The organism is Actinomadura miaoliensis, from assembly GCF_039536785.1.
Classification (GTDB): domain Bacteria; phylum Actinomycetota; class Actinomycetes; order Streptosporangiales; family Streptosporangiaceae; genus Spirillospora; species Spirillospora miaoliensis.
Window position 1 is genome coordinate 59725 of the sequence record NZ_BAAAZG010000052.1, and the last position, 13638, is coordinate 73362.

Annotated in this window: 4 protein-coding genes; 3 read left to right on the forward strand and 1 reads right to left on the reverse strand. The window is 71.6% G+C overall.

The window, feature by feature from the left end:
* The first annotated feature begins 1186 nt into the window (after nucleotides 1-1186).
* Entirely contained in the window at nucleotides 1187-9430 is an 8244-nt protein-coding gene (locus tag ABD811_RS33080) for an SDR family NAD(P)-dependent oxidoreductase (protein ID WP_344955654.1), read from the forward strand.
* A complete protein-coding gene (locus ABD811_RS33085) occupies nucleotides 9427-10515 on the forward strand; it encodes a 3-oxoacyl-ACP synthase III family protein (RefSeq protein ID WP_344955656.1) in 1089 nt (362 codons plus the stop codon). The genes ABD811_RS33080 and ABD811_RS33085 overlap by 4 nt, the downstream gene beginning before the upstream one ends.
* 942 nt (nucleotides 10516-11457) lie before the next feature.
* Here ABD811_RS33085 and ABD811_RS33090 read toward each other — a convergent pair.
* Complete coding sequence (locus ABD811_RS33090; protein WP_344955657.1) at nucleotides 11458-11589, reverse strand: hypothetical protein; 132 nt, start codon at nucleotides 11587-11589, stop codon at nucleotides 11458-11460.
* A gap of 659 nt (nucleotides 11590-12248) precedes the next feature.
* Between ABD811_RS33090 and ABD811_RS33095 the strand changes: the two genes are divergently transcribed.
* Complete coding sequence (locus tag ABD811_RS33095) at nucleotides 12249-13445, forward strand: NAD(P)/FAD-dependent oxidoreductase (RefSeq protein WP_344955659.1); 1197 nt, start codon at nucleotides 12249-12251, stop codon at nucleotides 13443-13445.
* The last annotated feature ends 193 nt before the right edge of the window (nucleotides 13446-13638 follow it).

The following is a 13638-nucleotide window of genomic DNA, read 5'->3' on the forward strand; positions in this document are numbered from 1 at the left end:
CGTCTCGCTGTGCTCGCGCTGGCAGCAGCGTGCCCAGCTCTTCGGAACCCACGGTGGCGGGGACGTGGGCGTGGCGCCCGTGGGTGGTGCGAGCTCATTGACTACACACTCGATCACAAGCATCTCCCGCCAGCAGTTTGATCCGGTAATCATATGACTACACAACGTGCAAGATGCTGAATTCGCGTGAGTCGTGACCTGTCGCGCCCTCGGGGGGTGCACAGACGAGACACACCGGCCACGTAGTCGGCGTGGAACTCGAATCAGAGGCCGTAGCCGCCGACGAGCCGGACGTCGCGTCCACGACTGCCGCCGCAACACCAAGAGCCCATGTCGGACGACTCGGCCCCGCCACGGTCGCGCCGTGTTCGTTGGCCGCCTGGTGTGCGGGGAGGGTGCGTTCATGCACCCGCTCGCCGCCGCCCAGCGTCGATCACCTGCAAGATTGCCCATGTCGGACGGCTCGGCCCGCCACCTGCGTCGCGTTCGTCACCGCCTGGCGTGGGGGATGCGCCCGCTCGCCGTCGCCCGGCGTTGGTCACTTGTGGGATGGCCTGTTGTGGACGACTCGGCCCTGTCACCTGCGCTGTGTTCGTTGGCCGCTTGGCGTGAGGAATCGGCGCGTCCATGCGCCTGCTCGCCGTCGTCCTGTCGATCGCCTGCGGGATGGCCCGTGTGGGACCACTCAGCCCGCCGCCACCTGCGCTGTGTTCGTTGGCCGCCTGGCGTGCAAGGTGGGTGCGTCGATGCGCCCGCTCGCTGCCGTCCAGCGTCGGTCACTTGTGGGGATGGTCTGTGTTGGGCGACTCGGCCCCGCGACCGTCTGTGCCGTGTTTGTTGGCCGCCTGGTGTGTGGGGTGGGTGCGTCCGTGCGCCCGCTCGCCGTTGCCCGGCGTCGATCAGATGCGAGTCCAACGTGTCGCCGAACGCTGGCGGCCGCCACTGCCGGCGCCCTTCGGTGTCTGCAGGGGCCGGGTGGCGACAGTCGTGCCCCGATCTTCGCGTGCCGCTGCCCGTCGGTCGGTGGGGGGTGGATGTGCCGCTGAGGCGACATGGAACTTCTGAGGCGGCAGAGGTGCCTTACCTACTGTTTGCAATCTCTTGATTACCTGGTGTGATCAAGGGTGGGGGCGGGCAGCACGGCTGTCGGTGGTGATCGATGGTTCCGCGGCGGGAGGGACGGCGCATGGGGGACGGGCGGAGGCGGTCCGGGCAGGCGGTGGCCGTGGTGGGGGTCGGGTGCCGGCTGCCGGGCGGCATCACCGACCTGGACGGGCTGTGGACAGCCTTGGAGCAGAAGGCGGACCTGGTGGGGGAGATGCCGCCGGATCGCTTCCAGGCCGAGTGGTTCGTCGACGAGAGCAGGCCGCGGGTTGACCGCAGCTACACACGGGCGGGCGGCTTCCTTGGAGACGTCAGCGGTTTCGACGCCGCCTACTTCGGCATCTCCCCGAAGGAGGCCGCGTCGATGGACCCGCAGCAGCGGTTGCTGCTGGAGATGGCGGTGGAGGCGCTGGACGACGCGGGTATCGATCCTGAGCGGCTGGCCGGGACGGACACGGGGGTGTTCGTCGGTGTCTCCGACCCCGCGTACGGCGTGCTGCAGGCTCTGGAACCGCGCGGCATGGGGCCGTACTCGATGAGCGGAAGCGCGCTGTCGATCGCGGCGAACCGGTTGTCGTACTTCTTCGACCTGCGCGGACCCAGCATGAGCGTGGACACGGCGTGCTCCTCGTCGCTGGTGGCGGTCGAGCGGGCCTATCGGGCGCTCGTGGACGGCACCGGCCGGATGATGCTGGCCGGCGGCGTCAACGTGCTGCTGAGCCCGGGGTCCTATGTGGGGTTCAGCCAGGCGTCGATGTTGTCGCCGACCGGGCGCTGCCGGGCCTTCTCCGCGGACGGCGACGGGTACGTGCGGGCCGAGGGCGGCGGGGTGGTGGTGCTCAAGCGGCTGGCCGACGCCCTGGCCGACGGCGACCGTATCCACGCGGTGATCGTCGGGGCGGGCACCAACTGCGACGGCCGCACCGTGGGGCTGGCGATGCCGAGCGCGGGGGCCCAGGAGGCGCTGCTGCGGCAGGTGTACGACGAGTCCGGCGTTGATCCCGATGACGTCGTGTACGTGGAGGCGCATGGCACGGGCACCCCCGTCGGCGACCCGATCGAATGCCGGGCGCTCGGCGGGGCGCTCGGCCGGCGGCGTACGGGCAAGCCGTTGCCGATCGGGTCGGTGAAGTCCAATTTCGGGCACCTGGAGCCCGCCTCGGGGATGGCGGGCTTGTGCAAGGCGCTGCTGGTGCTCCGGCACCGGACGATCCCGGCCTCGCTGCACGCCGAGCGGCCCAATCCCGACATCGACTTCGACGGCCTGAACCTGCGGGTCGCCTCGCAGGCGATACGACTGCCCGTGGTGGACGAGCGTTCGGTCGTCGGCATCAACTCGTTCGGGTTCGGTGGCGCCAACGCGCACGTGATGCTGGCCCCTCCGCCCGTCACGAAGGAGTGTCCGCCACAGCATCCCCAACCCCCACGGGACCTCCCGTTCGTGGTGTCCGCCCGTACCCAGGAAGCGTTGCGTGACGCACTCGACCGGGCCGCCGCGCACCTGGACGCGGTCGACGAAAGCGATTTCTACGACGTCGCCTACACCGCGACCCGCCGCCGTGGCCTCCACCGTCATCGCGCCGTCGTGCTCGCCTCCTCACCCGTGGCGGCAGCCAGAGGGCTGCGCGCCCTGGCGGAACCGCAGGGCGATCCCCGCGGCCTCCCCACGGCCGTGGGGACGGCGGTGGGGACGGGCCGCGTGGCGTTCGTGTTCTCCGGCAACGGGTCGCAGTGGGCGGGGATGGGGGCCGACCTGCTGGACGACGAGGTGTTCCGGGCGGCGATCCAGGTGGTGGACGTCGAGTTGACCCCGCGGCTGGGCTGGTCCGTGCTGGAGGAGCTGCAACTGCCGCCGGAGCAGTGGCGGTTGTCGCAGACGGAGGTCGCCCAGCCTCTCCTGTTCGCCGTGCAGGTCGGGGTGGTGAAGATGCTGCAGGCGGCGGGCGTCCGTCCGGGCGTGGTGCTCGGGCACAGCGTGGGGGAGGTGGCCGCCGCCTACACCGCGGGCGCCCTCACGTTGGGGCAGGCGGCACAGGTGATCGCCGAGCGGGGGCGGGCGCAGTCGGCGACGCGGGGCATGGGGCGGATGGCGGCGGTCGGGCTCTCGGAGCAGCGGATCCGGCAGACGCTGCCGCTGTTCCCCGGGGTGGAGGTCGCGGCGGTCAACACCGACCGGGACGTCACGGTGGCGGGAGCGCCCGACGCCCTCCGCCGTCTGGGTGAGCATCTGGGCGAGCAGGACGTCTTCTTCCGGGAGCTGGATCTCGACTACCCGTTCCACAGCTCCGCGATGGAGAAGGTCCAGGAACCGTTGCGTCAGGGGCTGGACGGCGTCACGCCCGGTCGCGCGCGCATCCCGCTGATATCCACCGTGACGGGTGAGCCGCTGAACGGGCCTGAGCTGGACGCGGGGTACTGGTGGCGCAACGTCCGCCACCCGGTCCGGTTCGCCGCCGCCGTCCAACGAGTGCTGGACGACGGGTTCGACGTGCTCGTGGAGGTAGGTCCGCATCCCGTGCTCCGCACCTATCTGCGACGCCTCACGGGCAGGGCGCCGCAGGCACGCGCGGCCGTGGTGGGCACGCTGCGCCGGGACGAGCCGGGGCCGGCCCGTCTGCGCCACGTGACGGCGGAACTGATCGCGGCAGGGGCGCGCCTGGACTGGGACCGCCACTTCCCCGGGCGCGGCACGGTGCGTGACCTGCCCGCCTACCCCTGGCAGCGGGAACGGCACTGGATCGGGCGGCCGCAGTCCTGGGCGCGCCGGATCGGCGACGGGATCGTCCGGCATCCGCTCCTGGGCGAACGGCAGCCGGTGCTGGAACCCACGTGGCACGGGTGGGTCGAGACGTCGGTCATGCCGTGGGTGCCCGACCATCGCCTCGGCGGGCTGGTCGTCATGCCCGCCGCCGCGTACGTGGAGATGGCGATCGCCGCCGGACGGTCGGTGTTGCCGGAGACGGCCGAGGCGGTGGAGGTCGCCAGGGTCGACATCAGCCGGGCCATGGTGGTGCCGATGGCGGCCGACGCCGACCCGTTGTGCGTCCAGACGTCGTTGTCCACGGACACCGGCGTGCTCACCGTGGCCAGCACCGACCGGCAGTGGCAGCAGCCCCGCGAGAACTTCCGTGCCCGCGTGCGGCCCCTGTTGCGTCCCACGCCCCCACGGTTGGACGTCGCCGCGATACGAGAACGCACGGGCGTCTACGTCGACGTGGCCGACTACTACGCGAAGGCCGCGGAAGGGCACATGGAGTGGGGCCCCCACTTCCAGGTCCTGACGGAGCTGTGGAGTGGGGACGGGGGCGAGATTCTGGGCGCCTACTCCTGCCCGTCCCAGCGGGACGAGGCCTACCAGGTGCATCCGGTGCTGTTCGACGGCGCGTTGCAGGCCGGAGTGTGGTGGCTGGTGGAGGGCATGCGTTCGGGGACGGCCTATATGCCCGCGGCGATAGGCGCGGTGCGGGTGTGGGGGAGGCCCAAGGCCGAGGGGCTCCTGTACGTGCGCGAGCGTTCCAGCGGCGCCGACGAGGTGTGCTGGGACCTCACCATCACCGACACCGAAGGCAACGTGGCCGTGGAGGTCGAACGCTGCCGGTTGCGTCGCGTGCCCGTCTCCCAGGCCACCGCCGTGGCGCGCTACCGGCTGGAACTGCGGGCGGCGCCGCGAACCGGCGCCCCCGGCGTCACCCTATGGCCGCTGCCCGGCCCCCGCGAACTCGTCGAGGAGGCGGCCGCGGACATCGCCGCCCTGCGCACGGCCTGGCGCGAGCTGGACTACCCGTCCTACACGTCCAAGCTCGAGGAGACGTTCGCCCACTCCCTGGCGGACGCGCTCGCCACCCTGACCAGCGGCCGCGCCGGCCCCCTCACCATGGACGACCTGCTGCGGACCTGCCGGGAGCCGCACCACCGCGACATGCTGCGCATGGCCGTACCGCTGCTGGAACGCCACGGCCTGCTGCACCACGACGACGACGGTGTGCGCCTGCCGCCGCCACGGCGCGACGTCGCGGACCTGCACCGCGAGCTGATCGCCGGGGGCGCCTCCTTCGTCGCCCAAACCGCCCTGACCGTACGTGCGGGACGGCGCCTCACCGAACTGCTCGGCGGCCGGTGCACCGCCGCCGACGTGCTCACCGGCGGCGGCGGACAGGAACTGCTCGAACAGGTCCATGACATCGGCCCGATCAGCTCGTTCACCAACCGGATCATCCGGGTGCTGGTCGAGCGGATCGTCCGGCGGTGGCCCGCCGACCGCCCGCTGCGCGTCCTGGAGGTCGGCGCCGGGACGGGCGGCACCACGGCCACGCTGCTGCCGGTGCTGCCCGCCGACCGCACCCGCTACCTGGTCACCGACGTCGCCGAGGCGTCCCTGGCCCGCCTGCGGCAACGCGCCGCCGGACATGACTTCGTGGACGTCGGCACTCTCGACCTGAACCGCGACCCCCTCGAGCAGGGCTGCGATCCGGGCGGCTTCGACCTTGTGGTGGCCGCCGACGTCCTGCACCTGGCCGCGGACCTGACCGCCACGCTGCGCCGCCTGACCTGCGTCCTGTCCCCGGGCGGACTGCTGCTGGCCGCCGAGCCGCACCGTCCCGCCACGCTGCTGCCCTTCCTCGGCTTGCTCCCCGAGTTCTGGACGGCCACCGACCGCGACGTCCGTCCCCGCTCGCCGCTGCTGCCCCGCGAGCGGTGGCCGAGGCTGCTTTCCGAGGCCGGGTTCACCGACACCGTCCTGACCGGCGACGACCACGAACCCGCCCGCAGCGACTTCTCCGTCCTCCTCGCCGCCGCTCCCCGAACCCCGGCACGCACCACACGCGAAGCCCCGGCGGTCGAAAACACGGAGGCCTTGCGCGGCCCCGCCGACGTGGAGCCGGAGCCGCACGTCCAACACGCCACCGGAACATGGCTCATCGCGGCGGAGGAAGACGGGCAGACCCTCACCGAGGCGCTCGGCGCGCTGCTGGACGAACGTGGGGCACAGGTCCGCCGAACCACACTCCGGGACGATCCACAGCACTGGCTCGCCCAGGTACCGGCCGACGCCTCGTCCATCACCTTCCTCCTCGCCCTGGGGAGCACCGCCGAATCGCGCCCGGACGCCACCGTGGAGCTGGTCACACGTCGCGCCGCGGCGTTGCGTGCCATCGCGCTCGCCGCCGAGCAACTGCCCGACGACCGGGACGTCCGCCTGTGGCTGGTGACGCGCCCATGCGGAGCGCTACCGGAGCCGAACCTGCCCAACGCCTCCGTCCACCCAGAGGACGCGGCGACCTGGGGGACGGCGCGCACCCTCGACAACGAACACCCGCACCTGGCCGTACGGCGCCTCTCCCTGCACCCCACGGGCGACCCGGCCCGCGACGCCGCCCGGCTGGCCGCTGAACTGCTGCACCCCGGTGAGGACGACGAGGTCGTCCTCACCCCCAACGGGCGGTTCGTGCCGCGCCTGGTGAAGATCGGCGAGCGTCTGCCCGTCCGCCGCGCCGGCGGCGCGTACCGGCTGAAGGTCCGCGAACCCGGCCTGTCGTCCACCCTCGTGTGGGAGCAGACGCCGGTGCCCGAGCCCGGGCCGGGACAGGTGCTGATCGAGACACGGGCGCTGGGGCTGAACTACCGCGACGTGATGCGCGCGGTCAACCTGCTGCCCAGCGAGGCCATCGAGGCCGTCTTCGGCGGCCACGAACTGGGCCTGGAGTGCGCGGGCATCGTCACCGCCGTCGGGCCGGACGTCTCGGAGTTCGTGCCCGGTGACCGGGTCATGGCGTCGGGCCCGGTCGGATTCACCAGCCACGCGGTGGCCGAGACGTGGGCGACCCGCGCCATCCCGCCGCGGATGACGTTCACCGAGGCGGCCGCCCTCCCGCTGGCCCTCGGCACCGTGTACCACGCGCTGGTGCGGCTGGCCCGCCTCCAGCCGGGCGAGACCGTGCTGGTCCACGGCGGCGCCGGCGGCGTCGGGTTCGCCGCACTGCACTACGCCCGCCTGCGCGGCGCCCAGGTGATCGCCACCGCCGGGACCCCGGCCAAGCGCGACCTTCTGCGCGCCGTGGGCGTCGAGTACGTCCTGGACTCGCGCAGCCTGCGCTTCGCCGAGCAGATCAGTGACCTGACCGGCGGGCGCGGCGTCGACGTCGTCCTGAACTCCCTCGCGGGGGAGGCCATCACGCGCGGACTGGAAAGCCTGCGGCACGGCGGCCGGTTCGTCGAACTGGGCAAACGCGACGTCTTCGAGAACAAGCCCCTGCTGCTGCGCGCCCTGGCCGACAACATCTCCCTGTTCGTCCTGGACGTCGGCACGCTGATGTGGAAGGACCCCGAACTGGCGGCCGTGGACCCCGGCTACGTCGACCTGCTGTCCGGCGACGGCGAGTCGATGCCGCACACCGTGTACCCGGCCTCGCGGGTCGCGGACGCGTTCACCCTGATGCGCCACTCCCGGCACATCGGCAAGATCACCATTTCCTGCGACCCGGCGGACGCCCCCGCCGACGTCGAACCACGGCGCCGCCCGCCACGCCTCGACCCGGACGGCACCTACCTGGTCACCGGCGGCCTGAGCGGCTTCGGCGCCGAGATCGCCCGCTGGCTCGCCCGGCACGGCGCCCGTCACCTGGCACTCGTCGGACGCCGCGGCGCCGCCACCCCCGGAGCGTCCGCCCTGCTCACCGAGCTGGAACGCCTGGGAGCCACCGCCCACGCCCATACCGCCGACGCCGCCGACATCGACGCCATGCGCGGAATCCTGGACAAGCTGGACGCCGACGGCCACCCGCTCCGCGGCGTCGTGCACGCGGCCATGCACCTGGACGACGAACTGCTCGCCGACCTCGACGACACCCGCTTCGCCGCCGTCCTGCACCCCAAGGTCGCCGGAGCGATGGTGCTGGACGAACTGACCCGTGACCGGCCCCTGGACCTGTTCGTCCTGTGCTCGTCCATCACCACCGTGGGCAACATCCGCCAGGCTCCCTACGTCGCCGCCAACCTGTTCCTGGAGGCCCTGGCCCGGCGCCGCCGCCACGACGGCCGTCCCGCCGTGGCGATCAGCCTGGGGGCGCTGGCCGACACCGGCGTCCTGGCCGTCGGCACCCAGGGGCAGGCACTGGCCAAGCTCGGCATCGCGCCCATGCCACCCGGCCAGGCCCTCCTCGCCCTGGAGGACATGCTCGCTGAGGGCAGCGACGTCACCATGGTCGGCCGCTGCAACTGGGGACGGCTCCGCCAGATCCTGCCGAGCCTGCACGGCCCGCTGCTGTCGCTGGTGCTGCCTCCGGGCAGCGAACAGCAGGTCCCCGGCCAGAGCGACCTGGAGGTCCTGGCCGAGATGAGCCCCGAGCAGGCCCACGCCTTCATCGCGGAACAGGTCACCAGGCAACTGGCGGACGTCCTGCTGCTCCCCGCCGACCAGATCTCCGCCGACACGCAACTCGACGAGTACGGCATGGACTCCCTCATGGCCGCCGACCTGCTTACCTCCGTCCAGCAGCGCTACGGCATCGACATCCCGCCCATGGAATTCATCCGCAGCGGCGGCACGGTGAACGGCATCACCCAGACCATCCTCCTCCGCCTGGGCCTGCCGCCCACCCCCGATACCACCTCACCCCAGCCGTCCCCCAGCACCGCCACCCCCACCGCAGTCTCCCCGCCCCCGCCGCCGGCGTCTGAGCGGATACGTCAACCTCTCACTGCCCCCACCACAGACACGGCCTCGCAGCAGGCACCCTCGCGCGCCGCCGCCGCCCCCACTGCGGCCTCACCATCTGCCGACACGTCTCCGCGGCTGGTGTCTGAGGGGTCGCGTCAACCTTTCACCCGCGCCGCGACAGACACGGCCTCGCAGCAGGCATCCCCGCCCAGCGCTGCGGTCCCCACCGCAGGGCGGCCGCCCTCCGTCGACGCGTCTCCGCGGTTGGTGTCTGAGGGGTCGGGTCAACCTCTCGCCCGCGCCGCCACGGACACGGCATCCCAGCACGCATCCCCGCCCAGCGGCGCCGCCTCGACTGCGGCCTCGCCATCCACCGACGCGCCTCCGCGGTTGGTGTCTGAGGGGTCGCGCCAACCTTTCACCCGCGCCGCGACAGACACGGCCTCGCAGCAGGCATCCCCGCCCAGCGGCGCGGCCCCCACCGCCGGGCGGCCGCCTTCCGCCGACGCCCTCTCCCAGGCCGCCGCGACCGCGCTGCCTGAAGCGTCGTCCCAGCGGTCGAGCGACGCGGCCGCTCGGACCAGGGAAGAGGCGACGATCCCCGAACCCAGCCCTGCGGACGACGATCAAGGCCACGACGGGTCGTCCATCTCCGCCGCACCGTCATGACCAGGCCTGTCGATGCCGAACCAGCGGCCACGCAACGATCCCTGCCAGACCGAGGAGGACCCGTCATCAGCACGCTGTACACCCGGCTGGCCGGGGTCGCCGCCCACCTGCCGGACGCGACCCTGACGACCGCGCAGGTGGAAGACCGGCTCGCCGAGCGCAACCCCGACCTGGACCTGCCGCGCGGACTGATCTACGAGGGCAGCGGCGTCCGGCGCCGCCACGTCGCCTCGGTCGACGACAAGCCGTCCGACCTTGCGGTCCGTGCCGTCAGATCACTGCTGCGCGACGCCGACCTGCAGCCCGGTGACATCGACCTGATCATCTACGCCGGGGTCTGCGTCGACGTCATCGAGCCCGCCACGGCGCACATCATCGCGGCCAAGCTCGGCGCCTCATGCCCGGTCTTCGACGTGCGCAACGCGTGCAACAGCGTGCTGAACGCCATCGAGGTGGCCGACTCCCTCATCCGCCACCAACACTATGGACGGATCGTCGTCTGCTGCGGCGAACTGCCCACCGCCGTCACCCCCTGGACCTTGAAGGACGCCGCGGAGTTTTACACCGTCGCCGCCGCCTTCACGGTCTCGGACGCGGGCGCCGCCCTGCTGCTGGAGGCGAGCCCGACCCCGGGCGTGATCGCACACCGTTTCGTCGCCCAGTCCGCCGACTGGGACGCGTCCGTCGTACCGCTGCACGACATGACCAACGACCTCTCAACGGGCCTGCCCAGCCTTGGGCCGCTCACCATCGACTCGGTGAAGCTGCTGCACGGCCTGAAGAGCATCGACCCGGCCATCGTCCACAAGGGCCTCGCCGAACACGGGCTGACCTGGGACGACTTCGCCGTCGTCTGCGTCCACCAGGCATCTCTCTCAGTTCTGTGGAAGCAGTGCGAAACCATGGGAATCCCGACCGGCAAAGTCATCGTCACCATCTCCCAGCACGGCAACATGGTCGCCGCCACGCTTCCCGTGCAACTGGCGATGGCCGTCCAGTCCGGACGCCTCCGCCGCGGCGACCTGGTGGCCCTCCTCGGCGTAGCCAGCGGCTTCAGCGCCGGCCTCCTCATCGCCCGCTGGTAACCCCCCAACCCCGCAACAACCCAAGCCATCCACAACACCGCGCTTCCCTACCCCGCCCCGCCCACAGCCCGGCACTCACAACGAACAGCATGAGCCGCTGGCCGCGCCCGCTGCCCGGCGCGCATGCCGCTTGGCGCACGATCTGTGCCGAGCGTCCTGCCGTCTGCCCGCATCCATGCCGTCCCCGCGCATGCCGCTGGCGGTGCACGCCACCCGCCGCACACGCCGCCCGCCGCGCGATCCGTCCCGGGCATCCAGCCCCACATGTCCGAGTCGATGTCATCGCGGCGACGCGCCCGAGTTGCGTGTGTCGGACGTGTGCCTGTCTGCCTCGCTGGCCTGGTGCGGGCCGGTCAGTGCTGCGTGTCGCCTGTCGTGTGCTGCGGTGCGCTGTCTGCCGCACCGTCCCCGGTTGCCTGCGTGTGGCACTTCCGTTCAGCGAGTGCCGCGCCCCACGAGCATGCCTGCGTCCATGCCCTGGGGCGGAGCGTCCAGGTTGCGTGTGCCGGGCGCGTGTCTGTCTGCCGCGCGTCCGCCAGCACTGCCTGCCGCCTGCTAGGCGTTTTGCGTAATGTGCGGAGCCCCCCGACGCCGCGCCCGTGCACTCGCGTGTGGTGCTTCGTGCAGCGCGTGTCATGCGCCACTTGCATGCCCGACGTGCATGCCTTGCGGCGGCGTGCTCGGGGTGAGTGTGTCAGGCGTGGGTGTTGTCTGCCCTGCCGGTTTGTCGCGGGTCTATCAGCGTCGCCTGCTGTTGCCGCGTGCTTGTCAGCGTTGTGTGCCGTCTGCCGTGTTTTGTGTGACGTGCCGTGGCGCGGTAGGCCGCATTGTTCCCGTGCGCTCGTGTGGTACATCCCGTCCACCCTGCCGCTTTACCTGCGTGTCTGTGCTCCATGTGCTTGCGGTGGAGCGTCCTCCGCGCCTCGCTGCGGGGGCGGCGGGTCACCGCTGCGGCGCCGGCGGCCGGGTGAGACCGCTGGCCTTGCGCTCCAGGTAGCGCTGCTCGGCCAGGCTGGTGGTCAGCCGCGCCGCCGTCCGATAGCAGTCGCGGGCGCCGTCGGCGTCACCGGCCATCTCCAGCAGGTGGTTGGGTGTCGCGTGTGTGTCTGCCTGCCGCGCTCGTCTGCCAGTGACCCGTCAGTGCTGCGTGCCGCCTGTGTGTTTTGCGCGACGTGTGGTGCTTCGCCGCGCCGTTGCCGTTCGGTCGCGTGTAGGACTTGTTCATCGCGCGTTGCGTGTCAGCCGCATGTCCGCGTCCATGTTTTTGGATGGAGCATCCAGGCTGCGTGTCGGCTCCCGTTGGTCTGCCTCGCTGGCCTGGTGTGCGTCCGCCAGCGCCGTGTGGTGCTTGCCGTGGTTTGTGCGACTTTCTGTGACGTCGTGGAGGCCCGTCGTTCCGGTTCGCCTGCGTGTGGCACTGGCGTTCGTGCGCGGCGCGTCCCTCGTTCCCTGGATCGGGGCGCCTTGTTTACCGCGTGCCTGTGGCTGTGGGGCGGGGTGTCGATGCGTGCGGGTGGAACCGAGCGCCTGCGAGTCGCACTTTGCTGGCTCTCCGGCCGCGCGCTGCCGTTCTGGGCGTCCGTCTGCTGTGCGTCATCTGCCCTTTTCGTTCGGGAGGTGGACGGAGGAGCTCCACGCGGGGTCAGCGGCTGAGCATGTGAGCTGTTTCACGTGTCACAAGGATCGAGTACGCGGTGTCTTGAGGGCGAACCCTTGGAACGGGAGGAGACACCATGACCGGGAACACTGAAGTCGTCGTGGTCGGCGGGGGATATGCCGGCGTCATGGCGGCCAATCGTCTGACGCAGCGCGACGACGTGGCGGTGACCCTGATCAATCCGCGTCCGAACTTCGTGGAGCGGATCCGCCTGCACCAACTGGTGGGCGGGTCCCACGACGCGGTCGTCGACTACCGGGAGGTCCTGGCCGAAAGAGTCCGGCTGGTGGTGGACACCGTGACCCGGATCGACGCGGCCGGACGCAATGTGGTGTTGGCGGGTGGTGGCACGGTCGGTTACGACTACCTGATCTACGCGGTGGGCAGTGGCAGCGCCGACCCGCGGGTGCCCGGGGCGGCGGAGTTCGCCTATCCGGTCGCCACGCTGGAGGAGGCGCAGCGGCTGCGGGCGGTCGTCGGCGCCGCGTCCGCGACGGACGCGGTGACGGTGGTCGGAGCCGGTCCGACCGGCATCGAGACCGCCGCCGAGCTGGCAGAACAGGGCCGCCGGGTGACCCTGGTCTGCGGCGGAGTGCTGGGCCCGTACCTGCATCCTCGGGGCCGACGCTCGGTTGCCGGGCGGCTGGCCAAGCTCGGTGTGACCGTGCTCGAAGGTCCCGATGCGAAGGTGACGGCCGTGACGCGCGACGCCGTGCGGCTCGCCGACGGCCGCACGCTTCGGAGCGCGGTGACCATCTGGACCGCCGGATTCGGCGTGCCGGACCTGGCCGGGCGCAGCGGGCTGAGCACCGACGCCTTGGGGCGCCTGCTCACCGACGAGACGCTGACCAGCGTGGACGACGCGCGCATCATCGCGGCCGGAGACGCGGCGGCACCGTCGGACCTGCCGTTCCGGATGAGCTGCCAGGCCGCGACGAGGATCGGCGCACATGCCGCCGACACCGTGCTCAGCCGGATCGCCGCCGAGCAACCCGCGCCCATCAACCTGGGGTTCTTCGGCCAGTGCATCAGCCTGGGCCGACGCGCCGGCATCTTCCAGTTCGCCTCCAAGGACGACATCGCGATAAAGCTGTATGTCGGTGGCCGCCCTGGCGCGAAGCTCAAGGAGTTCGTCTGCCAGTACACCGTCAAGCATCTCGCGGCCGAGGCGCGCAAGCCCGGCTCGCTCACCTGGGTCAAGGACGACAAGCGCCGGCAACTTCTGCAGGCCGAGCGCCGCGAGGCGCCGGTCGTCGGTGAGCGGGCAGCCTAGCCGCAGGCGTCTGTGGTTGTCTTCCGGGTGACCGGCAGGCTGGATGCAGGTGAGTGGTGTCGAGTGCGGCGAGGCGCCGGGCTTTGGTGAGCGGGCGCCTTGCCGCGGGGGCCGTGGTTGGTCTTCCGGTGACGACTGGATGCCTACTGTCGGCCGAATCAGGCGTGCGCGGCCGTTTTACGTCTCGTACCCG